This is a genomic window from Microbispora sitophila (genome assembly GCF_014892245.1).
In the GTDB taxonomy this organism is placed as follows: Bacteria; Actinomycetota; Actinomycetes; order Streptosporangiales; family Streptosporangiaceae; genus Microbispora; species Microbispora siamensis.
Genome location: NZ_JADBGC010000006.1, coordinates 121,111 through 146,999, shown reverse-complemented (window position 1 = coordinate 146,999; position 25,889 = coordinate 121,111). Strand labels below are relative to the sequence as shown.

The window sequence follows — 25,889 nt, the reverse complement described above, 5'->3', positions numbered from 1 at the left end:
CGAAGAGGCTGCCGGTTTCTTCGTCATGCGTGTGTCCATCGCTTGTCGCCGGCGGCGGATGTGCCCCCGGCAGCGTGGGCGTGGCATGCTGCGTGACGTGACTCCTCCGCTCCCTGAAGGGAGCGGCTTCTCGCTAGGCCGCTTCCGCAGCGTCGCGAAGGGCAAGCCCTGCCCTGAGAATGTTGATCGCCGCGTTCACGTCGGCGTGCGCGGCATGCCCACACGCCCTACAGGCGAACGCGGCTTGGCTGAGGCGGTTGTCCTTCGCGCAGTGCCCGCAGCGGGCGCAGGTGCGGGAGGTGCCGGCGGGGTTGACTGCGATCAGTTCGCGACCGGCGCTTTCAGCCTTGTGCGCGAGCACACGCAGGAACACCCCCCAACTCGCGTCCAGGATGCTCCGGTTCAGCCCGGACTTGGCGGCGACGTTCCGCCCGGGTTGTTCGATTGTGCCGGACGCGCTGCGGGTTATGTTCGCGATCCGCAGGTCCTCGTGCACGATCACGTCATACGCGCGGACCTAGCGTGCTGAGCGAGGCGGCCTGCTTGCTGGTGGGGCGCAGCAGGAACTTGAACGACCGGCGCACACCCACCTCCCCGTTCAGTCCTACGTTCAGTAATCAGATCATCACACCGGGGAGGCGCGCACCTGACGAGTCACACGATCACCATGAAAGCACCGGCTATCTGATCCACCAGTGAAAGGAACTCGCGATGACCCCGGAGAGAAAATGGCGAACCCAGCACCCGTGACCCTGGTCGTCGGCGACGAGGAGTTCCTGGCCGATCGCGCCATCGGCTCCGTCGTGGCGGCGGTACGCGCCGAGGACCCGGGGGCTGAGCTGCACGATCTTCAGGGGAGCAAGGTGGAGCCGGGGGAGCTGACCGGGCTCGCCTCCCCCTCGTTGTTCGGTGACCGGTCGGTCATCGTGATCCGCGGGGCACAGGACCTCTCGAAGGACGTCATCGCCGAGATCGTGAAATACACCGCTCATCCCGCCGACGACACGGTCCTGGTGCTGGCCCACCCCGGCGGAGTCAAGGGTAAGGCCCTGGTGGACGGCGTGAAGAAGGCGGGCGCCGACGTCGTCACCGTGGCCAAGCCGACGAAGGCGGGAGAGCGGCTCGACTTCATCAAGGCCGAGGTCCGCAGGGAGGGCCGTTCGATCTCGCCCGCCGCCGCCCAGGCGTTGCTCGACGCCGTGGGCAGCGACCTGCGCGAACTGGCGGCCGCCTGCAACCAGCTCGCCTTCGACACCGAGGGCAAGAACATCGACGAGGCTGCGGTCGCGAAGTACTACCGGGGACGCGCCGAGGTCAGCGGCTTCACCATCGCCGACCTGGCGATCGAGGGCCGCCTGGGAGAGGCGTTGGAACAGGTCCGATGGGCCCTCGCAACGGGCGTGGCGCCGGTGCTGATCGTCAGCGCCCTTGCGGGAGGCCTGCGCTCGCTCGCCAAGGTGGGCGGGGCGCCCCGCAACCTGCGCGGCGGGCAGCTCGCGAGCCATGTGGGCATGCCGCCCTGGAAGGTCGACCGGGTGAAGCGCCAGCTGGCCGGCTGGGGGCCGGAGGGGATCTCCGCCGCCCTGCAGGCCGTGGCCACCACCGACGAGCAGGTCAAGGGCGGCGGCACCGACCCGGCGTACGCGTTGGAGAAGGCCGTCCACACGATCGTGGCCAGCCGGAACAAGCGCTGACTTCCGCCATCGGCCCGGGGCCGTGTCCGAGGGTGCCGTGGCGCCCGTCCGGAGCCGGTCGCGAAGGCTGGTTCACGCGGCTCGCTGTCCCCGCCTGTCGGCTCAGGCGCGGCCGGGGTTCTCCATGCGGAGCAGCATCCGCTTGAGCAGCGCCGCGAGGACGTCCTGGTCGTCCGGCCCCAGGACGCTCACCATCGCGTCCTCGACCTCGCCGCGCAGGTCCATCGCCTTGAGCCAGATCGCGCGGCCCTCGCTCGTCAGCTCCACGTCCACCCGGCGGCGGTCCTCCGCACTGCGGATGCGCCGGACGAGCCCCGCCTTCTCCAGGGTGTCCAGGCGGCCCGTCATGCCGGCGGGGGAGACCTTCAACTCGGCGGCGAGCTCCGACGGTGTGGCCCGGCCGCCTTCCCCCCGGGCGCCGAGCCAATGAAGGGTCTCGTACTCGAAGTCCTGCAGGCCCACCGCGGCCAGCGCGCTGTCCTTCGCCTGGGCCAGGTGCTTCACCAGGAACTGCATGCGGGTGACGATCGCCTCCACGCGTTCGTCGAAGGGCGCCTTCCCACGCCACCGCGCGATGTGCCGGTCCACCGAGTCGTCCACGGAACAATCCTACGCCAGGTAAAAATACGTTGACGAAAGCTTCGCTGGCGAAATACCTTCCTGCGCATGATTGCACGTCTGGTCGCCGGGCGGACGGTCGCGGCGCTCGCCACCGCCCTCATCCCCACCGGGCTCACCCTCGCCGTCATCAGGGTGACCGGCTCCGCCCTCGATCTCGGTGTCGTCCTCGCCGCCGAGATGCTGCCCATGCTCCTGCTGCTCCCGGTCGGCGGAGTGATCGCGGACCGTTTCCCGCCGAGGCGGGTGATCCTCGTGGCCGACCTGGTCCGCTGCGCAGCCCAGGTGACACTGGGGTCGCTGCTCCTCCTCGGCCGTCCCGGTATCGCCGTGATGGCGGGGCTCGCGGCGCTCACCGGAGCCGCGGTGGCCTTCGGCGTACCGGCGGTGTCGCCGCTGGTCGTCGGAGTGGTGCCGGCGGAGCGCAGGCTGCGGGTGAACGCCCACATCGGAGTGGCCGGCGGCCTCGCCCAGATCGCCGGCCCCGCGCTCGCCGGAGGACTGACCCTGTGGCTCGGGCCGGGCTGGTCCTTCCTGCTGACCGGCGTCCTGTTCGCCGGGTCCGCGGTCACGCTGGGCGGCCTGGTCACGGCTCCCCGGCCGGCGGCCGAACGCGATCACTTCCTCGGCGACCTGCGGGAAGGGTGGCGCGAGGCGCGGCGGCACCGCTGGTTCCTGATCAGCGTGGCCGGGCACGGCGTCTGGCACCTCGGGGCGGGTGTCCTGCTGACCCTCGGCCCGGTCATCGCCGTACGCAGCCTGGGCGGGGAGCCGGTCTGGGTGGTCGTCGCGCAGGCGGGAACGGTGGCGGCGGTGCTCGGCGTCTTCGTGGCCCCCAGGCTGCCGATCCGGCGGCCCCTCGCCGTGGCCGCGGCCGGGGCCGCGGCCTACGCGTGCCCGCTCGTCGCCTTCGCGTTCCCCACGGCGTTCCCCGCGCCGGCCGTGGTCGTCACCGCCGCGTACGTCGTCGCCATGCTGGGCGTGGGGATGCTGACGCCGCTGTGGGAGACGGTGGTGCAGCAGCGTGTGGAGCCTCAGGCCCTCGGCCGGGTGGACTCGTTCGACGCGCTCATCTCCTACGCGGCGCGGCCCCTCGGGCTCGCCGCGGCCGCGCCGGTCGCGGCCTGGGCCGGCGCCGCGGCTCCGCTGCTCACGGCGGCGGCGCTGGTGGCCGTGGTCAACCTGGCCGTGCTCGCCCTGCCCGAGGTCCGGCGGCGTACGACGGAGGAGGCGGCGCAGTCGCCCGTGCCCGCCTGACGTCCGGCGGCGGGTACGCGAAAACGCCGCATCCCCCGCGAGGGGAGATGCGGCGTGCGCTCGGTGGAGCTACTTGGCGGCCTGCAGGGCGGCGGCGCGCTTGGCGATCGCCGACTTCCGGTTGGCGGCCTGGTTCTTGTGAATGACGCCCTTGCTGACGGCCTTGTCGAGCTGCCGGGACGCGGCCTTGAGCGCGACGAGGGCGTCGTCGACGTTGCCCTGGTCGGCGGCCTCGCGGAACTTGCGGACCGCGGTCTTCAGGGACGACTTGACGGCCTTGTTGCGCAGCCGGCGCTTCTCGTTCTGCCGGTTGCGCTTGATCTGGGACTTGATGTTCGCCACGAAGAAAGCCTCAGTGTTAAGTCTTGGTCGGATGGGGCGCGCGGGCTGGTGAGAGGGCGCGCCACACGCAGTTGGACAGGATACCAACAGCCCGGGTCGCCGCTCAAATCAACGACGATGGGCCGCCCCGCTCATGCTATCGCGACGCGGCCGCCGTGGTCCGCACCTCGGCCCGTCCGCCCGACGACTCGACGGCCCCTCCGGCGCCGCCGCGTACCCAGGCCCGCTCGTACTCCCTCCAGTCCTCCTCCGTGGCCGCGAAGTCGACGTACAGGGCCAGGCCGAACTCGGTGCGCGGACCGTGCTCGCTGAGCGCGAGCCGCGCACCCTCGGCGGCGGCCTCGACGCTCTCGGCGTAGTCGAGGTACGCCACCCCGTGATCGTGGTACGCGGGAGCCCCGATGAGGAGGGTCTTGTCCTCGGGCACCAGGTCGAGGGCGAGCGAGGTCTGCCGTGCGACGTAGCCGCCGTACAGGGACGGCAGGGGCGTCCCGGAGTCGTACGTCATGATCGCCACCTGGTCGGTGAGACCGACGACCTGGCGGAAGTAGTCCGGCGTCCAGTACTTGTCGTGGCCGATGGCCAGGGCGGTGGGGGCGCGCAGGCCGGTCAGCGGCTCGATCTGCTGGGTGGCGACCGACAGCGGCCGGGCGCCGATGGCCTGCCGCGTCTCGCGCAGGACGCTGAGGAACGGCCCGTCCCCGTCGGAGACCGGTTCGAAGTCGTAGTGGATCCCGTCGAACCCGAGGGTGACCAGGTCACGGGCGCCCGCCACGACGCGGGCCCGCGTCGCCGTGTCGGCCAGGCTCAGGTGGGGCTTGCCGTTGTCGTTGACCGTCTGGCCGAGCCAGGCCGACACCCGGACGCCGGGCACGTTCTTCCGCCACCATTTCAGGAAATTTCCGGCGTTGGCGTAGCGGTCGGGCGGCAGGGTCCCGTCGTACTTGAACGGCCCGCTGTGGACGTACACGTCCCTGATCCCGCTCGCGCGCAGCCGTACGGCGAGGGCCCGCACGTCGGCCTCGGTGCGGCGGCCGTCCACCCACGCGTGGCCCATCCACAGGGCGTCGTGGCCGGTGGTCCCGGCCCATCCGGCGGGCGTGCCGGCGAACTGCAGACGCAGCGCGGCGGCGCCGGCCAGGGCGAGCGCGAGCGGTACGGCCACGACGACGGCGGTTAATCGCAGAACACGTCTGGTGGTCAAGGCAAGCATCCGGACATGCCACCATGGAGGGTGGCTGGTCCGCCAGCCTCGGGAGGGCCCGCCGAGCGCGAGGCGAGGCGGACGGCCCGCCCGATCAGCAGTCAATCATCTTGTCGAAACGGACCTCGGTGCGCACTCAGCCTGGCCAGACCGACCCCGCGTTGATCCGCAACTTCTGCATCATCGCGCACATCGACCATGGCAAGTCGACCCTCGCCGACCGCATGCTGCAGCTCACCGGCGTGGTGGACGACAGGTCGATGCGCGCGCAGTACCTCGACCGCATGGACATCGAGCGGGAGCGGGGCATCACCATCAAGTCGCAGGCCGTGCGGCTCCCGTGGAACGGCCACGTCCTCAACATGATCGACACGCCGGGCCACGTGGACTTCACCTACGAGGTGTCCCGGTCGCTCGAGGCGTGCGAGGGCGCGATCCTGCTCGTCGACGCCGCCCAGGGCATCGAGGCGCAGACGCTGGCCAACCTCTACCTGGCCATGAACGCCGACCTCCACATCATCCCGGTGCTCAACAAGATCGACCTGCCCGCCGCGCAGCCGGACAAGTACGCGGAGGAGATCGCGGGCCTCATCGGCTGCGACCCCGCCGACGTGCTGCGCGTGTCCGGCAAGACCGGCGTGGGGGTCAAGGAACTGCTCGACCACGTCGTGGAGAACGTTCCGGCGCCCGTCGGGAACGCCGACGTCCCCGCCCGGGCGCTGATCTTCGACTCGGTGTACGACACCTACCGGGGCGTCGTGACGTACGTCAGGGTGGTCGACGGCCACCTGTCCAAGCGCGAGCGCGTGCTGATGATGTCCACCGGCGCGCAGCACGAACTGCTGGAGATCGGCGTCATCTCGCCCGAGCCGATGCCGTCCGACCGGGGCCTCGGCGTCGGCGAGGTGGGCTACCTGATCACCGGCGTGAAGGACGTGCGCCAGTCGCGTGTCGGCGACACGGTCACCAACGCGACCAAGCCCGCCGCGGAGGCCCTCGGCGGATACGAGCACCCCAAGCCGATGGTCTACTCGGGGCTCTATCCGATCGACGGCGACGACTACCCCGAGCTGCGCGAGGCCCTCGACAAGCTGCGGCTGAACGACGCCGCGCTCGTCTACGAGCCGGAGACGTCGGCGGCGCTCGGCTTCGGCTTCCGCTGCGGGTTCCTCGGCCTGCTGCACATGGAGATCGTCCGTGAGCGGCTGGAGCGCGAGTTCAACCTGTCGCTGATCTCGACCTCGCCCAACGTCATCTACCGGGTGATCATGGAGGACGGCAAGGAGCACGTCGTCACCAACCCGTCGGAGTTCCCGGCCGGGAAGATCGGCCAGATCTTCGAGCCGGTGGTGAAGGCCACCGTGCTCGCGCCTTCCGAGTTCATCGGCGCGATCATGGAGCTGTGCCAGGGCCGCCGCGGGCAGCTCCAGGGCATGGACTACCTGTCGGAGGACCGGGTCGAGATCCGCTACACGCTCCCGCTCGGCGAGATCATCTTCGACTTCTTCGACCAGCTGAAGTCGAAGACCCGCGGGTACGCCTCGCTCGACTACGAGCCGTCCGGCGAGCAGGAGGCCGACCTGGTCAAGGTGGACATCCTGCTGCAGGGCGAGACCGTGGACGCGTTCAGCGCGATCGTCCACCGCGAGAAGGCGTACGCCTACGGCGTGGAGATGGCCAAGAAGCTCAAGGAGCTCATCCCGCGGCAGCAGTTCGAGGTGCCCATCCAGGCCGCGATCGGCGCCCGCGTCATCGCCCGGGAGAACATCCGCGCCATGCGCAAGGACGTCCTCGCCAAGTGCTACGGCGGTGACATCAGCCGTAAGCGCAAGCTGCTGGAGAAGCAGAAGGAAGGCAAGAAGCGGATGAAGATGGTCGGCCGGGTGGAGGTCCCCCAGGAGGCCTTCGTCGCCGCCCTCTCCTCCGAGGCCCCGGACAAGAACAAGAAGTAGGCGTCCCTGGTTTGACCAGAACTTAATTGGGATCGCGGAAAAATATGACCATCGGTTAACGTTTGGTCATGCGGATCCTCTCTGTGAACGTGGGCCGGGCCGTGGACGCCGACTGGGCCGGCAACCTGCGGCGCACCGCCATCGACAAGCGGAAGATCGAGGGCCGGGTCTCCGTGCGCGAGAACGGCCTGGCGGGTGACGAGCGCGCCGATGTCGCCAACCACGGCCACCCGGACCAGGCGGTGTACGCCTACGCGCGGGAGGACTACGACTGGTGGGAGCCCCGGATGGGCCGCGACCTGCGCGACGGCCAGTTCGGGGAGAACCTCACGACGGTCGGGGCCGACGTGACCGGCGCGGTCCTCGGGGAGCGGTGGCGGGTCGGCACGGCCGTCCTGGAGGTCGCCGCCCCCCGCGTCCCCTGCGTGGTGTTCCGCAACTGGCTGGACGAGCGCGGATGGGTGAAGCGTTTCACCGACGCGAACCGCACCGGGGCGTACTTCCGGGTGATCGAGCAGGGCGAGCTCGGCGCCGGCGACGAGATCGAGGTGCTCGACCGGCCCTCGGACAGCGTGACGATCGCCGAGTCGTTCCGGGCCTACCACGGTGACCGGGACCTGTTGCTGCGGATCCTCGCCCTCCCCGGCCACAGCGACAAGTGGGACCGGATCGCCGAGCGCGTGCTCGGGACCCGGACCGACGTGGTCCCGTCCTGATCACGAATTGCCCACGGCCCTCGGTTCCGGCTGTGGAGCGATCTACCGTGGCCGTATGAGACGGCTCACGGGTCTGCTCGCGCTCGGGTTGATCGCCTTCGGGGCGACCGGCTGCACGGTTCCCATCAACGGGATCACCGGCGTCAGCGTCGACCGGGACGGGAACCTCGTCATCGTCCTGGCCTGGTGCGGGCGGCAACCGGACGGCGTGACCGTCTACCACCACCGGTACGCGGAGGACCCCACTCCCGCGACGTACGACCCCGACGCGAGCGGGCCGCCCAATCCCTCCATCGACGACGCCTTCTACCTGGCTCCCCGGGTGGCGGGCGAGACGGCGTCCTTCCGGCTCGACGCTCCCGGGAACGGCTGGCGGGCCGAGCAGGAGATCCCGTCGTTCGACCCGGCCATCACCTACAAGGCGTACGGCGGGACGTTGGACAACAGTTATTCGACCGTGCATGTCGAGTTCCAGCTCGGCGACGCGGACAAGCTCAGGCGGAAACCGGGCAGCGTGCTCGTGAACGAGTACGACGAAGGGACGGACAAGGTCGTCGACGTGCTGATCCCGCAGGCCGAGTTCGACCGGCAAGGACGGACGAAGTACTGCCCTTCCTGATCAGGCGAACCGGGCGAGGAGCCGTTCGAGCGTAAGGAGCGCTCGACCGCACGCACATCTCGCTCGGCGCGCCGGGCGACTGCTCGCCTACCTCGGCCGTACGCCGTGATCGCCCAGTGCACGGGACTTCCGTAGAATGACGGGCCGATCCCCAGCCGCGTGAGGCGCCCTCATGTCCTTGACCGCACGACTGATCGCCGCAGCCGCCCTCGTGTCGTGCGCGGCGGGCTGTACGGCCGCGCCGGGTGAGGCGGAACCTCCACCGGTCGAGTTCACGCAGGACATGGCCGAGTCGACGCTCGCCAAGATCGTGAGCGGCGTGGCGGAGAACGGTGTCGCCGGGTTCTGCTCGCGGCATGTGCGCGGCACCGAGACCTGCGCGACGCTTCTCGACGGCGCTCTCCGTTCGTGCCTGCTGCCCGGTGGCAAGCCCGAAGTGAAACGAGCGGCGCGCATCCCGCCGAAAGATCGCTCGGAAGGCGGATGGCTGCTGGAACTGCACGGCCGGACTATGGACGGCCAGCCGTACGTGTCGGAGTTCTTCGCGGTCCGCCCTGGAAACGAGGCGCCCCTGGCGGCCTTCGGCGTCTACTGGACGGGCCTCGGACTCGACGGGTCTCCGTTCGGGCCGGACAACACCAAGGTTCCGCAGAACGCTTGCCCCGGTAAGTGATCCGGTCTCAAACGGTGCCGTCCAGAAACCCAGTGAGGGGACAGAGCCGCCTCGCGGCCCCGGCCCCTCGTCGTGCATCATTCAGCCTTGGGTGTCCCGATAGCAGGTGACGGTCGCGTCCGTGAAGCGCTGAAAAGTCGACGGCAGGGGGAGACCGGAGTCCTTCTGAGCCTGAAGCGCCTCCGGTTCCTTGCTGAAGGCGGCGGCTCACTACTCCCGCACACACATCCGGCAAGGTCAGGCTGATTCTCCCTGTTCGCGAGCGATCCGGCGGGCGGTGGCGATGCGTTGCCGGATCATCTCGGCCCACAGGTGTTCGCCGTGCCGGTAGCCGCTCCCGGCGAAGCGCCACTGGCCGACCGTCACCGTCTCCTGCTCGGCGGGATCAGGCAGGCCGCGTCGTTCCCGAGCCCGCTCGGCTTGGTGATCGGCCCGCACCTGGCGCAGCGCGCCGAGTGTGGTCGAGTAGTGGCGGCTCTTGGTCGAGAAGTGGCCCCGGTAGCCGAGCATGTGCGCCCACTGCCGCAGCCGGATCAGCTGGTAGGCCGGATCGTTCAGCGCAAAGCAGGCGTAGATCATGCGCTGGTGCGGCCATGCGCTGTCTCACCCGCAGGCGCACGTGTCGAGCGTCGGTGCGCTCACGCTGTCGATCGGAGATGTCCGGTCATGCCCGCGACAATGGCAGGGCCCAGGATCGTATGCATAACCATGCCATTGCGATCACCCCAATGATCAACAGAGGGATGAGTGCGTAATAGTGGGAGATGCTGGTAATCCCTGCGCTGATGACGCGCTCAGGATGGACCTGATCATAGACGATGTCCATGGAGTCGCCAGGATGAATCTCTGAAGCATCGATCGAATCCGACACGTCGGTTGTGACGTGTTCTCCGGTGGGAGTGGAGAACTTCACTACCACGAGATCTCCCCTATATCGGTAATGCTGTGCGTCGGCGATCGTTGCCTCGGCCCGAACCCCTCGCGCCAGAATCGTTCTCGTCTGGTTCATCTCGAGGACCGAGAAAACGGTGAGTGCCAGGAAAAGGAGCGAGAACACGCCGAACGTCACGGCTGTGACCGAAGGAAGACTCACAAAAGGATAAACGCGGACACCAGTGGGCGGAGTTCCATCAGTCCTCGCGCCAGATGGGTTCGAGCGCGTTCGGGTCGGGAGTTGCCCCAACGAGCCCATGCCCTTGCCCGCGGGTGGATGATCACGGCGTGGGACGCCTCCATGACCATCGCGCGCTTGGTGCCCATCGAGAGGCCGCCCTGGTCGTCGGGCAGATACCAGCGCCGCCGCAGGTCCGCCGCGTCAACGATGCGCCGAGCCTGCTTGCGCTCCTTGTCCACCCTGTGCGCCTGCTCTCGCGCCGTAGTTCATCGATCCACTGCTTCTGGGGTGCGAGCTCTTTCTTCTTTCGCTCTCGTACGTCGCCGACGAATCGCTTCCTTTATGAGGTACGACCGGGGGAGGGGAATCGTACGGGCCCTCCCCCGGGCCGAGGTGTCAGCGTAGGACGGAGTAGAGGGCGGTGGTGAGGGAGGCTTTGGCGTCGTCCTGGTCGATGGACCAGAGCATGGAGCCGCCGAGGCCCTTGAGGCGGATGTAGGCGGCCTTCTGCAGCATGACGGCGGGGTCGTCGTAGGACCAGAACTCGTTGCCGTCGTAGAGCCACAGGGTGCCGGTAAGCAGGTCGCGGTAGCGCTTGCCGGGCTTGTTGACGAGGTTCTTGTAGTCGTCGCTGCCGGCGGCCCAGGTGCCGGGGGCGGGGCCGGTGGCCGTGGCGTAGCGGCCGTCGCCGCCGGAGGTGACGCCGGTCCAGCCCTGGCCGTAGGCGGGGACGCCGATGACGATCTTCTGCTTGGGTGCGCCGCGTCCGACGTAGTCGCGTACGGTCTGGTCGACGCTGAACTTCACGTCGTTGGGGTCGCGCCGGTCGGTGAGCAGGTTGGCCTGGTGGCCGGTGCGGTTCTCCCAGGGGCCGTGCAGGTCGTAGCCCTGGACGGTGGCGAAGTCGAGCTGGTCGAAGACCTTGCGCACCTCGAAGCCGGCGTCGATCTTCGCGGCGGCGGCGGGGAGGAAGGCGGTGAGCTCGTCGCGCCGGTCGTGGGCCTTCATCTGGCGGCGCAGTTCGGCGAGGAACAGGGTGAAGTTCTGCTTGTCCTCGGGGCGGATGACGTTGCCGTCGTTGCCGGCGGAGCCGGGCCATTCCCAGTCGAGGTCGATGCCGTCGAACACGCCGGCGGCGGCGCCGGGGGGCAGGCCGGGCAGGTCGCCCTTGAGCCACAGGTCGACGCAGGAGGCGGCGAGCTTGGCGCGGGATTCGGGGGTGAGGACGGCGTCGGAGAAGTATTTGGAGCCGGTCCAGCCGCCGAGGGAGATCAGGACCTTGAGGCCGGGGTGGCGGGCCTTGAGCTTCTTGAGCTGGCCGAGGTTGCCCTTGAGTGGCTGGTCGTCGGTGTCGGCGACGCCGTCGACGCTCTGCTCGGCGGGCACGGGGCGCTGCCAGTCGGCCCAGGGGTCGGCGGAGTAGCAGGTGCCCTCGGGGCCGACGAACCCGAAGGCGTAGTTGAGGTGGGTCAGTTTGGCGGCGGCGCCGCTGGCGTCCACGTCCTTCACATGGAAGTTCCGTCCGTAGATCCCCCACTGGATGAAGTAGGCGACCCGCTTGTAGCGGTCGCCGCCGGTGGTGGCCTGGGCCGCCGACGGCACCAGTCCGGCCGCCAGGGTGGCGGCGGCCGCCACGGCGAGGGTCCTTCTCATGAGCACGCCGGCCTCCCGAGCGCTTTTTATAGGAAAGTTTCCTGTAAATTGCCGCGATCGTAGACCGCTGTGATCAGGGCGTCAATGGCAGGGCGTGAGTGGCGGCAGACTGGAGAGCGTGCCTTCTGTGCTTCCCGACGGCGATCCCGTCCCCGCGAGCGGCGAGCTGCCGTCCGGGGCCCTCGACGGGCTCGGCTCCCGTCCGTTCGGCTTCTACGTCCACGTGCCGTTCTGCGCGACGCGCTGCGGCTACTGCGACTTCAACACCTACACCGCGGCCGAGCTGGGCCCCGGCGCCGCGCAGCGCGACTACGCCGCCACCGTGGTGGAGGAGATACGGCTGGCCCGGCGCGTGCTGGGGGACGCCGCGCCGCCCGTGGAGACCGTCTTCTTCGGCGGCGGCACGCCGACCCTGTTGCCCGCCGCCGACCTCGCACGGATCCTCGGCGCCATCGGCGAGGAGTTCGGCCTGCGGCCGGACGCCGAGGTGACGACCGAGGCCAACCCGGAATCGGTGGACGAGACCTACCTGAAGGAACTGCGGGCGGGCGGGTTCACCCGGGTGAGCTTCGGCATGCAGAGCGCGGGCGAGCACGTCCTTGCCGTGCTCGACCGGCGGCACACCCCCGGCCGGCCCGCCGAGGCCGTACGGGAGGCCCGCGCGGCCGGGTTCGAGCACGTCAACCTCGACCTGATCTACGGCACGCCGGGGGAGAGCGACGACGACTGGCGGGCCTCCCTGGAGGCCGCGCTGGCCGCCGGGCCCGACCACGTCTCGGCGTACTCCCTGATCGTCGAGGACGGCACCCGGCTCGCCGCCCGGATCCGGCGCGGCGAGCTGCCGATGCCGGACGACGACGTGGCGGCCGACCGTTACCTGATCGCCGAGGAGATGCTGACGGCCGCCGGCCTGAGCTGGTACGAGATCTCCAACTGGGCGGCGGGCGACGAGGCCCGCTGCCGCCACAACCTGCTGTACTGGACCGGCGGCGACTGGTGGGGGGCCGGGCCGGGGGCGCACAGCCACGTCGGCGGCACCCGCTGGTGGAACGTCAAACATCCCGCGGCGTACGCCGCCCGCCTGGCGGCCTGCACCTCGCCCGCGCACGCCCGGGAGGAGCTGTCGGCGGAGGACAGGGCCGTCGAGCGGGTCATGCTGGAGCTGCGCCTCGCCTCGGGCTTCCCGCTCGCCGACCTCGCCCCCCAGACGCGTACGGCGTGCGCGCGGGCGCTGGCGGAGGGGCTGCTGGAGGTGGAGGCGTTCAAGGCGGGCCGGGCCGTGCTCACGCTGCGCGGCAGGCTACTCGCCGACGCCGTGGTGCGGGACCTGACCCCCTAATCCTGAGCCGTGACAAAGTCGATCAGTTCTTCCACACGGCCGAGCAGTTCGGGCTCCAGGTCGGCGTAGGTCGTGACCCGGCCCAGGATGTGCCGCCACGCCTCCTGAGGGTCCATCCGCCAGCCGAGGGCGTCGATCACGCCCTCCTTCCAGGGCACGCCGCGCGGCACGTCCGGCCAGGCGGGGATGCCGAGCGCCCGGGGCTTGACCGCCTGCCAGATGTCCACGAACGGATGCCCGACGATGAGCACGTCGTCCCCGGACACCCGGGCGGCGATGCGGCTCTCCTTCGAGCCGGGCACCAGGTGGTCCACGAGCACGCCGAGCCGCCTGCCCGGCTCGGGGCCGAACTCCTCGACGATGGCCGGGAGGTCGTCCACGCCCTCCAGGTATTCGACGACGACCCCCTCGACCCGCAGGTCGTGCCCCCAGATCTTCTCCACCAGCGAGGCGTCGTGGACGCCCTCGACGTAGATGCGGCTCTCCCTGGCGACCTGTGCGCGCAGGCCCTCGACCGCGATCGACCCCGAGGCGCTCCGCAGCGGCCCCTTCGGACCGGCCTGGGGGCGCACCAGCGTCACAGGTTTGCCTTCGAGGAGGAAGCCGGCGGGCGTCAGCGGGAACACCCGCCGGCGGCCGAACCGGTCCTCCAGCGTCACGGCCTCCTTGTCGCAGGCCACCACGGCGCCGCAGAATCGGCCCTCGGCGTCCTCGACCACGAGGTCGGGCTCGGCCGGGATCTCGGGGATCTGCCCCCGCCGTGGCCGCCGCCAGTCTCCGGAAAGCACGTCCCGCCCGTACATGCGGGGAACGCTAGCAAATCACGCCATGCGACGGCGGGCGGCGGAGCGGCGCGCGAGCACGACGATGGTCACGATCAGCGCGGCCAGGAAGCCGACGGTGGGCAGAGCCAGCAGTGCGATCGCGCCGCCCACCAGCATGCCGGCCCCGCCGGCGAGCTGCTTGCCGACGCCGAACCGGACTCCGTCGCCCTCGCACGCGAGCTGGTAGGCGCCCGCCTTCGGCACGCCGGCCTCGAACAGCAGCTCCCAGGTCGTGCCGTTGAGCGTGACGGTCTGGGAGACGGCAGGCCGGGTCAGCCGCACCCGCGGGTCGGCGCCGTCGCCGAGCTGACAGCGGACGTCCGTGGGCTGGTCGACGGCCGCGTAGATCGCCGGCTTGTCCGCGGGGTCGAGCGCGACGTTCACCGACTGCCCGCCGGAGAAGGTCGTCGTGGGCGCGGCGTCGCCGATCGTGGAGAACAGGCCGCCGGCGAACCCGCCGACGCCCGCCACCAGCAGGACGACGAAGAGCACCCAGGAGAGGAAGATCCACAGCAGCCGGGGCCGGATCGGCCGGGGACCGGCGTACGGCGGGGGGAAGGGGTGCGGCATCCGCAAGGTCACGTCGGCCTGCGGCATGGGGCGGGGCACCCGCATGGTCACATCGGGGGTCTGAATCTCGTGCATAGGGTGAAGAGTCGACCATGTGACTTGCGGCCGATTTGGAGCTCGCTTGTCCTGGTGCCCTCCGCGTTATCGCACCACGTGGGGTGGTAGCCGTACACTTGGCACTCGGGAACACAGAGTGCCAGAGTCGGTGTTTCCAGGCACAGGGAGGTGACACATTGCTCGACGACCGCAAGCTCGCCGTCCTGCGCGCCATCGTCGAGGACTACGTGTCCACCAACGAGCCGGTGGGGTCGAAGGCCCTGGCGGACAGGCACAACCTCGGCGTCTCCCCGGCGACGATCCGCAACGACATGGCGGCGCTGGAGGAGCAGGGATACATCACCCAGCCGCACACCAGTGCCGGCAGGGTGCCGACGGACAAGGGATATCGCCTGTTCGTCGACCGGCTGTCGCAGATCAAGCCGCTGTCCGGCGCGGAGCGCAGGGCCATCGAGACCTTCCTCGCCGGGGCCGTGGACCTCGACGAGATCGTCATGCGCACGGTCCGGTTGCTCGCGCAGCTCACCCGGCAGGTCGCGGTGGTCCAGTACCCCTCGCTCACCAGGTCGTCGGTGCGCCACGTGGAGATCGTCCCGATCGCGGAGCGCCGGGTCATGCTGGTGCTGATCACGAACACCGGGCGGGTCGAGCAGCGGGTGGTCGACCTGCCCGAGGCCATCGCCGACGACAGGATCGCGAACCTGCGCGCCGTGCTCAACGCGTGCCTGGACGGCTGTGGCCTGTCCCGGGTGCCGGAGACCGTGGCCGACGTCCCCGACCGCCTGCCTCCCGAGGACAGGCCGGTGGCGGCCACGATCCTGTCCGTGCTCCTCGAGACGCTCGTCGAGCGGCACGAGGAGAAGATCGTCTTCGGCGGCACGGCCAACCTCGCCGCCGCCGACCTCAGCATCGGCCTGCGGGACGTGCTGGAGGCGCTGGAGGAACAGGTCGTCCTCATCCGCCTGCTGGGGGAGACCGGCGGGCTGTCCGAACTGACCGTCCGGATCGGATCCGAGAACCCCTACAGCGGGCTGCGCGGCACCTCTATCGTGGCCGCCGGATACGGTTCGGGTGACAGAGAACTGGCCCGGCTCGGAGTGCTGGGCCCGACACGAATGGACTATCCGGTGACGATGGGTGCGGTGCGCGCGGTGGCGCGTTACGTCGGCCAGATCCTGGCGGGGTCATAAGTGTCCAACGACTACTACGCGACCCTTGGCGTACGGCGCGACGCCAGCCAGGAAGAGATCAAGAAGGCGTACCGCCGTCTCGCCCGTGAACTGCACCCGGACGTCAACCCCGATCCGGAGACCCAGGAGCGGTTCAAGGAGATCAACCAGGCGTACGAGGTGCTGTCCGACGCCGGCAAGCGCCGCATGTACGACATGGGCGCCGACCCGTTCGGCGGCGGCGCGGGAGCCGGGGCCGGGGGTTTCGGCGCGGGCTTCCCGTTCAGCGACATCATGGACGCCTTCTTCGGCTCGGCGGGCGCCGCGCGGGGGCCCCGCTCCCGCGCCCGCCGGGGCCGCAACGCCACCATCCGGGTCGAGCTCGACCTGGCGGAGTCGGCCTTCGGCACGACCCGCGAGATCGTGGTCGACACGGCCGTGGTCTGCGAGGTCTGCCAGGGCTCCGGGGCGGCGGCCGGCACGCACCCCGACACCTGCGACATGTGCCACGGGCGCGGCGAGGTCTCGCAGGTGACCCGTTCGTTCCTCGGCCAGGTCATGACCTCCCGTCCCTGCCCCCAGTGCGGCGGGTACGGCAGCGTCATCCGGCACCCCTGCATGGAGTGCTCGGGCGAGGGACGGGTCAGGACCCGGCGCACGATCAAGGTCAGGATCCCGGCCGGCGTCGAGGACGGCACGCACATCCAGCTCGCAGGCGAGGGCGAGGTCGGCCCCGGCGGCGGGCCTCCCGGCGACCTGTTCCTGGAGATCGTCGAGCGGCCGCACCAGATCTTCGAACGGCGCGGTGACGACCTGCACTGCACGGTCCACATCCCGATGACCGCCGCCGCGCTCGGCACCTCGATCACGATCGAGACCCTCGACGGCGCGGAGGAGATCGACGTACGGCCCGGCACCCAGGCCGGCCAGGTCATTCCCCTGTACGGCAAGGGCGTCCAGCGGCTCAACGAGACCGGCAGGGGCGACCTGCTGATCCACGTGAACGTCGAGACGCCGACCAAGCTCGACCCGCAGCAGGAGGAACTGCTGCGCGAGCTGTCGAAACTGCGCGGAGAGGAGCGGCCGCCCGGCAAGTTCTCCCCGGGTCAGCAGGGCTTCTTCTCCCGCCTGCGGGACGCCTTCAACGGCCGCTGAGCTGATCGCATGACAGTTCCCGTGTTCCTGTCGGACGCGGCCGGCCAGGCGACGGACACGATCGTGCTCGACGGGCCGGAGGGGCGGCACGCCGCCGCCGTACGCCGCCTGCGCCCGGGGGAGCGGATCGACCTGACCGACGGCGCGGGGCGGGTGGCCGAGTGCACGGTCACGGCGGCCGGGAAGGACTCGCTGACCGCCGAGGTGCTGCGCCGGTTCGAGGTGCCGCCGCCCCGGCCGAGGCTGGTGGTCGTCCAGGGCCTGCCCAAGGGCGACAGGGGCGAGCTCGCGGTCGAGATGATGACCGAGGCCGGGGTCGACGTGATCGTCCCCTGGGCCGCCGCCCGCTGCGTCACCCAGTGGAAGGGCGACCGGGCCGCCAAGGCCCTCGCCCGCTGGCGCGGCACGGCCCGCGAGGCGGCCAAGCAGGCCCGGCGCTTCCACCTGCCCGAGGTGACCGAGCAGGCCACGACCGCGGCGGTCGGCTCGCTCGTCTCCACGGCGGCGCTCGCGGTCGTGCTGCACGAGGAGGCCGCCGAGCCGCTGAGCCGCCTGCCCCTGCCGGAGGAGCCGGGCGACATCGTGATGGTCGTCGGCCCGGAGGGCGGCGTCACCGAGGAGGAGATCGCCACGTTGCGGGCGGCGGGAGCCGTACCGGCCCTGCTGGGGCCGACGGTGCTGCGCACCTCGACGGCGGGCGTGGCCGCGGCGGCCGTCCTGCTGTCCCGCTGCGGCCGCTGGTGAGGGTCAGGCGAGGAAGCCGACCTCGGGGAACGCCGGACTCGGCCGGTCGAACAGGCGGGTCTTGCGGCCCTTCAGGTGCAGGTCGAGGAACGCGGCCACGTAGGCGCGCTGGGCCGCGATCGAGCGGACCGGGTCGACGGTGCCGACGATCTCGGACGGCGTGCCCAGGCTGCTCGAGATCCGCGGGACCAGCGCCTGCAGGTCGGTGAAGGAGTAGTGCTCCGCTCCCGCGAGCCGCAGGTCGCGCTTCCAGCCCCGGCGCTGCTTCCTGAACGTCTCCCAGGAAGGGTCGTCGTCCCTGTCCGCGGCCAGTTGGAGGAACGGGCCGTCGAGGCCGCGCTCGGTCACCTCGCCGAAGAGCGAGCCGTCGAGGTTCACACCCGCCTTGACCCGGTGGTCGGCGTACATCAGCCGCGCCGTCGCCGCGCCGCCCATCGAGAAGCCCATGGCCGCCATGCGAGTGGTGTCCAGCGCCCCGGCCAGCCAGGAAGGCAGCCAGGAGGGCGGCCCGGTGTGCCGGGCGGTGACCACGTCGAGGACGAACCGCAGGTCCGCCACCCTGACGTCGAGGGCCTTCATCGCGTCGGCCGTGCTGTCCGCCCGCACCCTGGCACGCTCCAGCCGCCCGCCGGGGAACTCGACGGCGGACGCTTCGTAGGTGTGGTCGACCGTGACGACCACGTAGCCCCGCGAGGCCAGGTCCTCCGCCGCGAGCGTGCCCAGCGAGCGCGGCACCATGTAGCCGGGGGAGTAGAGCACCACCGGGTAGCCGCCGGCCCTCGGCCGTGCGGGCGCGTCCGTGCGGGCGTGCGTGCGGGTCGCCGCCCAGTCCACCTGGCCGGGCCGTACGCCGAGGAGGGCGGGCGCCGACGTGGCGTCGAGGTCGGCGGCGACCAGCGGCGGCAGGTGAGGGGACACCGGGCGCCCCTGTGCGCGGGCGGCGGGATACCACACGCTCACCATCAGCTCCCGGTAGGGCCGTCCCGTCACCCAGGGGTCGGGACGCGACCGGTCCACCAGGCGTACGGAGACCGTGCCGACCGGCAGCGGCCCCGACGGGGCGGGCAGGGAGAGCCGGATCCCGGTGACCCTCGAAATTCCCGGTGCTGTCGAAATTCCCGGTGCCGTCGAAACCCCCGGCATCGTCGTCACAACCGCCGGCGCCGCGGACGCCGGGACCGCGGCCACCAGGGTGAGGGCCACGGCCGCCCCGAGCGCGCCCACTCGCTTCCGCCACACTTCGGGCATGTCTCGCCTCTTTCGATCCTGATCTCTGTCAGTTGCGTGATCAGGATTTCAACGAGGAGGCGCGACGCCCTCCGGCCGCGTGACGATCTCCCGGTGCGACCCCCGGTGATCGGGCGAGCGCCTCGTCATACCCGGGGATGACGGGCGGGCCGGGTCAAGGAGTGGGCGTCTCGGTCGCCGAGTCGAGTGTGGCCGTCTCCGTGGGCGTCGTGCTCGGGGTGACCGTGGGCGCGGACGTCGTGGGCGGAGCCGTCGAGGGACGGCGCGAGGCCGAGGGCGTCACCGTGGGCGGCTGCGTCACCGACGTCGGCGAGCACGTCGGCGGGAGGGCCGCGTCGGGCTCGATCACCCCGGACTGGGGGGTGGGCGTGACGCAGGGATCGGACGGCGACGGCGACGGCCTGGTGGTCGCGCCCACCCTGTGCGTGGGCGACGGGGCGGGCCGTCCGCGGGACGGGCTCGGGGTGACGGGCACGATCACGACCGGACGTGAGGGCGCCAGGTTGGGCGGCCGGCTCACCGACGAGGTGTCCGTCTTGTCCTCGCGCTCGTCGCCGGCGGGGGCGATGCCCGTGGACTGCGCCACCTGGTCGCGCAGGCCGGGGACGACCATCACGACCGCGCCCGCCACGAGCACGGCCCCCGCGGCGGCCGCTCCGACGCGCCACCACAGCATGTTCCGCAGGCCGCGCAGACCGCGCCGGCCGATCCGCCCGCGGATGATCTCGAGTCCTTCGGGAGACGGCACGACCGAGTCCGCCTCCGCGCGCAGGGCACGGCGGAGCAACTCGCCGTACTCGTCGTCGGGCGGGAAGGTCATGAGAACTGCTCCAGTGCCATCCGTAGTGCGGCCATGCCGCGGGCCGTGTGACTCTTCACCGCGCCCTTGCTGATCCCCATCGCATGTGCGATCTCGGCCTCCGACAGGTCGCCGTAGTATCGCAGCACCAGCGCCTCGCGCTGGCGGGTCGGTAAGCCCCGGAGCGCCTCGATGACGGCCGAGCGCTCCAGTTCGCCGATCGCGCCGTTCTCCGCGCTCGGCGCGTCCGGCAGCCCCTTGGGCGCGTACTTCTCGACGACCGCGCGGTGCCGCAGGACGGAACGCGATCGGTTCACGACCGATTGACGAAGGTAGGCCAGTGCCTTGTCGGTGTCTCTCAGTCTGCGCCAGGCGCCGTGAAGGGCGACGAACGCATCCTGAACGACCTCTTCCGCGCTGGCCACGTCACGCACCAGCAGCACGGCGAGACGCACCAGTGACCGATAGTGAGCGCTGTAGAGCGCCGTCACGGCCATGTCGGCATCCCACCCGACGGGCACCGTCCCCAACGACCTGTCGGCCACGAGGGTCTCGGTGGTCACATCGATAGGACGCTCGTCATCCCCGGGGGGTTTACGTTCTTCCGAATCATGAGGGGGCATGGCCCAGCGGTGTCCTCGCCCGACACTAGGGGGGTTTTCTGGTGCAGTCTCGCACACTCACACTAGCCCGGGGGATCATTGCGGTCATCAACTACCGTCAACGGCTAGGCTTTCGCGCGTGAGCGACTGCCTCTTCTGCAAGATCGTGGCCAAGGAGGTCCCGGCGGACATCGTCCTGGAGGCCGGGCGGGCGCTGGCCTTCCGCGACATCAACCCGCAGGCCCCCACCCACGTCCTCGTCGTGCCCAAGGCCCACCACGAGAACGCCGCCGCGCTGGCGGCGGCCGACGACGGCCTCGCCGACGACCTGCTCAAGGCCTGCCACGCGGTGGCCGTACAGGAGGGCGTGGCCGAGACCGGTTACCGGATCGTGTTCAACACCGGGCAGGGGGCCGGGCAGACGGTCTTCCACGTCCACGCGCACGTCCTCGGCGGCCGAGGCCTCACCTGGCCCCCCGGCTGAGCGGCTAGCATGAGAAGGAACTAGGGAGGCGATCAGGGCCGCAAGGGCCGCCCATGTCCGAGTCACAGCACATCCACAAGACCCAGGCCAAGGTAGTCATCCCCGAGGGGCAGCCGATGGTCAGCCTCCTCGGGTCGGGTGACGAGCTGCTGCGGGTCATCGAGGGCGCCTTCAGCGCCGACATCCACGTGCGGGGCAACGAGATCACGATCACCGGCAGTCCCGAGGAGAGCGGCGTCGTCGTGCGCCTCTTCGAGGAGCTGGTGGAGTTGGTCGGGTCGGGTGCCGAGTTGTCCCCCGACGCGGTCGAGCGCAGCATCCACATGCTGCGGCAGGCCACCGACCGTCCGGCCGAGGTCCTGTCCCTGGACATCCTGTCCGCACGGGGCCGCACCATCCGCCCGAAGACGGTCAACCAGAAGCGGTACGTCGACGCGATCGACAGGCACACCGTCGTCTTCGGCATCGGCCCCGCCGGCACCGGCAAGACGTACCTGGCGATGGCGAAGGCCGTCAAGGCCCTGCAGAACAAGCGGGTCAACCGGATCATCCTCACCCGCCCCGCCGTCGAGGCGGGGGAGCGGCTCGGCTTCCTGCCCGGCACGCTCTACGAGAAGATCGACCCGTACCTGCGGCCGCTGTACGACGCGCTGCACGACATGCTCGACCCCGACTCGATCCCCCGACTGATGTCGGCCGGGACGATCGAGGTCGCGCCGCTCGCCTACATGCGCGGCCGGACGCTCAACGATGCCTTCATCATCCTGGACGAGGCGCAGAACACCTCGCCCGAGCAGATGAAGATGTTCCTGACCCGGCTCGGGTTCAACTCGAAGATCGTGGTCACCGGCGACGTGACCCAGATCGACCTGCCCGGCGGCCAGGAGAGCGGCCTGAAGGTCGTCCAGCAGATCCTCGAGGGCATCGAGGACATCCATTTCAGCAGGCTGACCAGCGCCGACGTCGTACGGCACAAGCTGGTGAGCGACATCGTCGACGCCTACGGCCGTTACGACGCCGCGATGGCGTCGGAGCCGCGCGCGATCAACAAGCGACCGCGGAACAACCGGCGGTGAGCACGACCATGACGGGTGAGGAGACCCCGTGAGCATCGAGGTGGCCAACGAGTCCGGCGTCGAGGTCGACGAGTCGGCGCTGGTCGAGCTGGCCGGGCACGTCCTTGGCCGGATGGGGATCAACCCGCTGGCCGAGCTGTCGATCCTGGTGATCGACGAGGCGGCGATGGCCGAGTTGCACGAGCAGTGGATGGGGGAGCCCGGCCCGACCGACGTGCTGGCCTTCCCCATGGACGAGCTGCGGCCCAACGTGGGCGGCCGGGACGAGGACGCGTCCCCCGACCCGGCGCTGCTCGGCGACGTGGTGCTGTGCCCCCAGGTGGCGGCCAAGCAGGCCGCCGAGGCGGGGCACAGCGCGCAGGACGAGCTGGAGCTGCTGTGCACGCACGGCATCCTGCACCTGCTCGGCTACGACCACGCCGAGCCCGAGGAGCACGCCGAGATGTTCGGGCTGCAGGACGAACTGCTCGGCGCCTGGCGGGAGGTGCGGCGTAAGCCGTGAGCAACGGCTGGCTGCTGTCCGCCGTCTTCCTGATCGTGGCCGGCGGCCTGCTGGCGAGCGCGGAGACGGCGCTGACCCGCATCTCAAGGGTGCGCGCGGAGGAGTTCGTCAAGGAGATGCGGCGCGGTGCGGTGCGGCTGCAGGCGATCGTCGCCGACCCGCCGCGCTACCTCAACCTGGTGCTCCTGCTGCGCCTGAGCTGTGAGCTCGTCGCCACGGTGATCACGACGCTGCTGTTCATCGACTGGCTCGGCGATCGCGGGCAGGCGTACGCCCTGGCGGCCGTGGTGATGATCCTGGTGAGCTACGTCATCGTCGGGGTCATGCCGCGTACGCTCGGCCGCCAGCACGCCGAGCCGGTGGCGCTGGCGAGCGCGCCCATCGTGTACGGCCTGACCCGGATCTTCGGCCCGCTGCCCGAGCTGCTGATCCTGCTGGGCAACGCGCTCACCCCGGGCAAGGGCTTCCGCGAGGGCCCGTTCACCTCGGAGGCCGAGCTGCGCGACCTCGTCGACCTGGCCGAGCAGCGCAGGGTCATCGAGCCCGACGAGCGCGAGATGATCCACTCGGTCTTCGAGCTCGGCGACACGCTGGTGCGCGAGGTCATGGTGCCGCGCACCGACATGGTCTTCATCGAGCGCGGCAAGACGCTGAACCAGGCGCTCTCGCTGGCCCTGCGCAGCGGGTTCTCCCGCATCCCGGTGGTGGGGGAGAACGAGGACGACGTGGTGGGCATCGCCTACCTCAAGGACATCGTCCGCCGCATCCAGGACACCGGCGACGGCGGCGTGCGCGTGGACGAACTCATGCGCCCCGCGACGTACGTGCCGGAGAGCAAGCCCATCGACGAACTGCTGCGCGAGATGCAGGCGCGGCAGATCCACCTCGCCATCGTCATCGACGAGTACGGCGGCACCGCCGGCCTCGTCACCATCGAGGACGTCATCGAGGAGATCGTCGGGGAGATCGCCGACGAGTACGACCAGGAGGCCCCGCGGGTCGAGTGGCTGGACGACGGGGCGGTGCGGGTGACCGCGCGGCTCCCGGTCGACGAGCTCGGCGAGCTGTTCGACACCGAGATCGAGGTCGAGGACGTCGACACGGTCGGCGGCCTGCTGGCGCACGCCCTGGGCCGGGTGCCGATCGCGGGCTCGGAGGCGGTGGTCGGCGGCCTGCGCCTGACGGCCGAGAACCTGGCGGGACGCCGCAACCGGATCAGCACGGTCGTCGTGCGCCGGGAGGAGCCGGCGACAGGCGACGAGGTCGTGGCCGCCGGCGCCGACCACGAGTGACCCGTCGCCGTCCGGACTGCAAGCGTCTTTCAACCGAGCTGCAAGCGCGCCCGGCCATTGTTGTCCCAGGCGCTCAGAAGGGGTTCGGGGCGCCTCGTTGGGGAGTCCGGCGCGCCGGGAGGGGGTTCGCGGCGCACCGGAGCCTCCCATGGGGGATCCGTAATCGGTGCGGGGCTCTCACCCGGTTCGGGTGGGAGCCCCGTATTGATTACACAATGTGATTACCCGCTCGCGGTCCGGGGAAGGAAAACCTCCGGCAAAGCGGGGAGGCGGGTATGCGCATCGTCCACGCGGCCGTCGCGGGCTGCCTGGTCCTGGCCACCGGTGCCTGCGGCACGGGCGCGGTCACGTACGCCGCCGTCCGGGCGCCCGGCAAGGCGGCGGACGCGAACCGTCCGCGGGCGATGCTCGGCAGGATGGACGGTCTTCCCGAGGAGTTCTTCAGCCACCCGCGGGCGCCCTGGCGTCCGCCGTTCCGTCCTCGCGCCCGCGCGTGCCGTCTGCTGTTCGACGCGGCCTCCGGCAGGCCCCCGCACGAAGGGCTCAGCGGCACGACCGCCGCCACCTATGAGGGCGCGCACGCGGGCGAGCTCGCCGGGGTCGGCGTCGCCGTCTACGACGGCGGCGAGGCGGCCGGGCATCTCGACGCGCTCCGTGACGCCCTCTCCCACTGCGCGACGGCCGACGGCGGAACGCCGTACGACCGCCTGACGGCCGCGCGGACGCCGCTGCCCGGCATCGGCGGACCAGACGCGGCGGGCCGGGCCCTGTCCGGGAAGGTGGGCGGTTACCCCTACCGGATGCACGTGGTCGTCGCCCGCTCCGGCCACACGCTGATCGCGCTCGTGCACGCGGGCCTGACCCCGCCCGACCCGGCCCGTACGGCCGAACTGACACGGCTGCTCGTCCGCGAGGTCGGTACGCTTGACGCGTGACACAGACGCTGGACCCCGAGGACAACAAGATCATCACGCTGGCCCGGTCGGCGCGGGCGCGCGGCGGCACCCCCGAGGGCGCCGCGGTGCGCGACGAGACCGGCCGGACGTACGCCGCGACCACCGTGGCGCTGCCCTCGCTCCGGCTCTCGGCCCTCCAGGCGGCCGTGGCCATGGCCGTGTCCAGCGGGGCGAAGGCCCTGGAGGCGGCGGCGATCGTCACCGAGGCCGACGACCCGGCGGAGCAGGACCTGGCCGTCGTCGAGGACATGGGCAACGGCACGCTGTTCCTGGCCGCCCCCGACGGTTCGCTGAAGGGCCGGTACATCTGACGTGGACGCCGAATCGAGCGGTTTCCGTGCGGGCTTCGCCTGCTTCGTCGGCAGGCCCAACGTCGGCAAGTCCACGCTGATGAACGCCCTGGTCGGCACCAAGGTGGCGATCACCTCGTCCAAGCCGCAGACCACGCGGCGGGCCATCCGCGGCATCGTCCACCGGCCGGACGCCCAGCTGGTGATCGTGGACACACCCGGATTCCACCGTCCCCGCACGCTCCTGGGGGAGCGGCTCGACAGCCTGGTGCTGTCCACGCTCACCGAGGTCGACGTCATCGGGTTCTGCGTCCCGGCCAACGAGCCGATCGGCAAGGGCGACCGGTTCATCGTCGACAAGCTCGCCGCGGTCAAGAAGACCCCGGTCGTGGCGGTCGTCACCAAGTGCGACCTCGCCACCCGCGAGCAGGTCGCGCACCAGCTTCTCGCGGTGTCCGCGCTGGCCGAGTTCGCGGAGATCGTCCCGGTGTCGGCGCAGGGCGGCGAGCAGCTCGACGTCCTCGCCGACGTGCTCGTCAAGCGGCTGCCGGAGTCGCCCCCGCTGTACGCCGGCGGGGAGCTGACCGACGAGCCGGAGCAGGTGCTGGTCGCCGAGCTGATCCGGGAGGCCGCGCTGGAGGGCGTGCGCGACGAGCTGCCCCACTCGATCGCGGTGGTCGTGGAGGAGATGCACCCCCGGGAGGGGCGCGACGACCTCCTCGACGTGTACGCGCACATGTTCGTCGAGCGCCCCTCGCAGAAGGCGATCGTGATCGGCCCGGGTGGCACGAGGCTCAAGGACGTGGGCACCCGCGCCCGGCAGCAGATCGAGGCGCTGCTCGGCACCCGCGTCTACCTCGACCTGCGGGTCAAGGTCGCCAAGGAGTGGCAGCGCGACCCCAAGCAGCTGCGGCGTCTCGGCTTCTACGACTGACGGCCG

Annotated in this window: 29 protein-coding genes and 1 pseudogene; 17 read left to right on the top strand and 13 right to left on the bottom strand. The window is 70.8% G+C overall.

Annotated features, from left to right (window positions below; translation table 11 throughout):
* Window positions 1–133: 133 nt before the first annotated feature.
* Window positions 134–505 (bottom strand): annotated as a pseudogene (locus tag IL992_RS47580) (RNA-guided endonuclease InsQ/TnpB family protein); the annotation flags it as partial.
* 223 nt (window positions 506–728) lie between these two features.
* Here IL992_RS47580 and holA point away from each other — a divergent pair.
* Window positions 729–1,694 (top strand): DNA polymerase III subunit delta, encoded by a 966-nt coding sequence (gene holA / locus IL992_RS12840; protein ID WP_193203570.1) that lies wholly within the window; start codon window positions 729–731, stop codon window positions 1,692–1,694.
* Window positions 1,695–1,796: 102 nt separating this feature from the next.
* Here the strand turns inward: holA and IL992_RS12835 are convergent, their stop codons facing one another.
* The gene (locus IL992_RS12835) at window positions 1,797–2,294 is read right to left on the bottom strand and encodes a MarR family winged helix-turn-helix transcriptional regulator (protein WP_319018517.1); all 498 of its coding nucleotides are present in this window, start codon (window positions 2,292–2,294) and stop codon (window positions 1,797–1,799) included.
* A 66-nt stretch (window positions 2,295–2,360) separates the two neighbouring features.
* On the opposite strand from IL992_RS12835, the gene IL992_RS12830 reads away from it, so the two are divergent.
* Window positions 2,361–3,569, top strand: coding sequence for an MFS transporter (locus tag IL992_RS12830; RefSeq protein ID WP_193203569.1), 1,209 nt, complete (start codon window positions 2,361–2,363; stop codon window positions 3,567–3,569).
* 69 nt (window positions 3,570–3,638) lie between these two features.
* On the opposite strand, the gene rpsT is transcribed toward IL992_RS12830, so the two are convergent.
* Together rpsT and IL992_RS12820 are read right to left on the bottom strand one after the other, a co-directional pair.
* Window positions 3,639–3,911 (bottom strand): 30S ribosomal protein S20, encoded by a 273-nt coding sequence (gene rpsT, locus IL992_RS12825; RefSeq protein ID WP_079312124.1) that lies wholly within the window; start codon window positions 3,909–3,911, stop codon window positions 3,639–3,641.
* A 136-nt stretch (window positions 3,912–4,047) separates the two neighbouring features.
* Window positions 4,048–5,124 (bottom strand): glycoside hydrolase family 18 protein, encoded by a 1,077-nt coding sequence (locus IL992_RS12820; RefSeq protein ID WP_226872851.1) that lies wholly within the window; start codon window positions 5,122–5,124, stop codon window positions 4,048–4,050.
* 119 nt (window positions 5,125–5,243) lie between these two features.
* Here IL992_RS12820 and lepA point away from each other — a divergent pair, with 119 nt between their 5' ends.
* From lepA to IL992_RS12800, 4 genes are all read left to right on the top strand, one after another.
* Window positions 5,244–7,067, top strand: coding sequence for a translation elongation factor 4 (gene lepA, locus IL992_RS12815; protein ID WP_319018516.1), 1,824 nt, complete (start codon window positions 5,244–5,246; stop codon window positions 7,065–7,067).
* A 68-nt stretch (window positions 7,068–7,135) separates the two neighbouring features.
* Window positions 7,136–7,783: an MOSC domain-containing protein gene (locus IL992_RS12810; RefSeq protein WP_193203566.1), complete on the top strand. Its 648-nt coding sequence runs from the start codon at window positions 7,136–7,138 to the stop codon at window positions 7,781–7,783.
* Between the two features lie 55 nt (window positions 7,784–7,838).
* Window positions 7,839–8,402, top strand: a complete 564-nt coding sequence (locus IL992_RS12805; RefSeq protein ID WP_193203565.1) for a hypothetical protein — start codon at window positions 7,839–7,841, stop codon at window positions 8,400–8,402.
* Window positions 8,403–8,574: 172 nt separating this feature from the next.
* On the top strand, window positions 8,575–9,075 hold the full coding sequence (locus IL992_RS12800; protein ID WP_193203564.1) for a hypothetical protein: 501 nt from the start codon (window positions 8,575–8,577) through the stop codon (window positions 9,073–9,075).
* A 237-nt stretch (window positions 9,076–9,312) separates the two neighbouring features.
* Here IL992_RS12800 and IL992_RS12795 read toward each other — a convergent pair whose 3' ends face one another.
* From IL992_RS12795 to IL992_RS12780, 4 genes are all read right to left on the bottom strand, one after another.
* Complete coding sequence (locus IL992_RS12795) at window positions 9,313–9,654, bottom strand: replication initiator (protein ID WP_193203563.1); 342 nt, start codon at window positions 9,652–9,654, stop codon at window positions 9,313–9,315.
* Window positions 9,655–9,739: 85 nt separating this feature from the next.
* Window positions 9,740–10,144: a DUF3592 domain-containing protein gene (locus tag IL992_RS12790; protein ID WP_193203562.1), complete on the bottom strand. Its 405-nt coding sequence runs from the start codon at window positions 10,142–10,144 to the stop codon at window positions 9,740–9,742.
* Window positions 10,145–10,164: 20 nt separating this feature from the next.
* Window positions 10,165–10,428, bottom strand: a complete 264-nt coding sequence (locus IL992_RS12785; RefSeq protein WP_193203561.1) for a hypothetical protein — start codon at window positions 10,426–10,428, stop codon at window positions 10,165–10,167.
* A gap of 157 nt (window positions 10,429–10,585) precedes the next feature.
* A complete protein-coding gene (locus IL992_RS12780; RefSeq protein WP_193203784.1) occupies window positions 10,586–11,842 on the bottom strand; it encodes a glycoside hydrolase family 18 protein in 1,257 nt (418 codons plus the stop codon).
* A gap of 118 nt (window positions 11,843–11,960) precedes the next feature.
* Here IL992_RS12780 and hemW point away from each other — a divergent pair, with 118 nt between their 5' ends.
* Window positions 11,961–13,181 (top strand): radical SAM family heme chaperone HemW, encoded by a 1,221-nt coding sequence (hemW, locus tag IL992_RS12775; protein ID WP_193203560.1) that lies wholly within the window; start codon window positions 11,961–11,963, stop codon window positions 13,179–13,181.
* Here the strand turns inward: hemW and IL992_RS12770 are convergent.
* Window positions 13,178–13,984, bottom strand: coding sequence for a DUF3097 domain-containing protein (locus IL992_RS12770; protein WP_193203559.1), 807 nt, complete (start codon window positions 13,982–13,984; stop codon window positions 13,178–13,180). The genes hemW and IL992_RS12770 overlap by 4 nt on opposite strands.
* A gap of 18 nt (window positions 13,985–14,002) precedes the next feature.
* Window positions 14,003–14,650, bottom strand: a complete 648-nt coding sequence (locus IL992_RS12765; protein ID WP_193203558.1) for a hypothetical protein — start codon at window positions 14,648–14,650, stop codon at window positions 14,003–14,005.
* Between the two features lie 158 nt (window positions 14,651–14,808).
* Here IL992_RS12765 and hrcA point away from each other — a divergent pair, with 158 nt between their 5' ends.
* From hrcA to IL992_RS12750, 3 genes are read left to right on the top strand one after another with little or no spacing between them, the layout of a single operon-like run.
* A complete protein-coding gene (gene hrcA, locus IL992_RS12760; RefSeq protein WP_193203557.1) occupies window positions 14,809–15,822 on the top strand; it encodes a heat-inducible transcriptional repressor HrcA in 1,014 nt (337 codons plus the stop codon).
* Complete coding sequence (dnaJ, locus tag IL992_RS12755; protein WP_193203556.1) at window positions 15,823–16,956, top strand: molecular chaperone DnaJ; 1,134 nt, start codon at window positions 15,823–15,825, stop codon at window positions 16,954–16,956. It abuts the gene before it with no gap.
* 9 nt (window positions 16,957–16,965) lie between these two features.
* Window positions 16,966–17,700, top strand: a complete 735-nt coding sequence (locus IL992_RS12750) for a 16S rRNA (uracil(1498)-N(3))-methyltransferase (protein ID WP_193203555.1) — start codon at window positions 16,966–16,968, stop codon at window positions 17,698–17,700.
* A 3-nt stretch (window positions 17,701–17,703) separates the two neighbouring features.
* On the opposite strand, the gene IL992_RS12745 is transcribed toward IL992_RS12750, so the two are convergent.
* The 3 genes from IL992_RS12745 to IL992_RS12735 form a co-directional block, all read right to left on the bottom strand.
* Window positions 17,704–18,948, bottom strand: a complete 1,245-nt coding sequence (locus IL992_RS12745) for an alpha/beta hydrolase family protein (protein WP_226872850.1) — start codon at window positions 18,946–18,948, stop codon at window positions 17,704–17,706.
* A gap of 154 nt (window positions 18,949–19,102) precedes the next feature.
* On the bottom strand, window positions 19,103–19,768 hold the full coding sequence (locus IL992_RS12740; RefSeq protein ID WP_193203554.1) for a hypothetical protein: 666 nt from the start codon (window positions 19,766–19,768) through the stop codon (window positions 19,103–19,105).
* Window positions 19,765–20,244: a SigE family RNA polymerase sigma factor gene (locus tag IL992_RS12735; RefSeq protein ID WP_111697223.1), complete on the bottom strand. Its 480-nt coding sequence runs from the start codon at window positions 20,242–20,244 to the stop codon at window positions 19,765–19,767. Before IL992_RS12735 ends, IL992_RS12740 begins: the two co-directional genes overlap by 4 nt.
* 244 nt (window positions 20,245–20,488) lie before the next feature.
* Between IL992_RS12735 and IL992_RS46135 the strand changes: the two genes are divergently transcribed.
* The 7 genes from IL992_RS46135 (at window position 20,489) to era (ending at window position 25,883) form a co-directional block, all read left to right on the top strand.
* Complete coding sequence (locus IL992_RS46135; protein WP_319018515.1) at window positions 20,489–20,833, top strand: histidine triad nucleotide-binding protein; 345 nt, start codon at window positions 20,489–20,491, stop codon at window positions 20,831–20,833.
* Between the two features lie 53 nt (window positions 20,834–20,886).
* Window positions 20,887–21,909, top strand: coding sequence for a PhoH family protein (locus tag IL992_RS12725; protein ID WP_079312170.1), 1,023 nt, complete (start codon window positions 20,887–20,889; stop codon window positions 21,907–21,909).
* 28 nt (window positions 21,910–21,937) lie between these two features.
* Window positions 21,938–22,411: an rRNA maturation RNase YbeY gene (gene ybeY / locus IL992_RS12720; protein ID WP_079312172.1), complete on the top strand. Its 474-nt coding sequence runs from the start codon at window positions 21,938–21,940 to the stop codon at window positions 22,409–22,411.
* Window positions 22,408–23,703 (top strand): hemolysin family protein, encoded by a 1,296-nt coding sequence (locus IL992_RS12715; protein WP_193203552.1) that lies wholly within the window; start codon window positions 22,408–22,410, stop codon window positions 23,701–23,703. The genes ybeY and IL992_RS12715 overlap by 4 nt, the downstream gene beginning before the upstream one ends.
* A 275-nt stretch (window positions 23,704–23,978) precedes the next feature.
* The gene (locus IL992_RS12710) at window positions 23,979–24,638 is read left to right on the top strand and encodes a hypothetical protein (RefSeq protein WP_193203551.1); all 660 of its coding nucleotides are present in this window, start codon (window positions 23,979–23,981) and stop codon (window positions 24,636–24,638) included.
* A complete protein-coding gene (locus IL992_RS12705; protein ID WP_193203550.1) occupies window positions 24,635–24,970 on the top strand; it encodes a cytidine deaminase in 336 nt (111 codons plus the stop codon). The genes IL992_RS12710 and IL992_RS12705 overlap by 4 nt, the downstream gene beginning before the upstream one ends.
* 1 nt (window position 24,971) lies before the next feature.
* On the top strand, window positions 24,972–25,883 hold the full coding sequence (era, locus tag IL992_RS12700; RefSeq protein ID WP_079312178.1) for a GTPase Era: 912 nt from the start codon (window positions 24,972–24,974) through the stop codon (window positions 25,881–25,883).
* Window positions 25,884–25,889 lie beyond the last annotated feature (6 nt).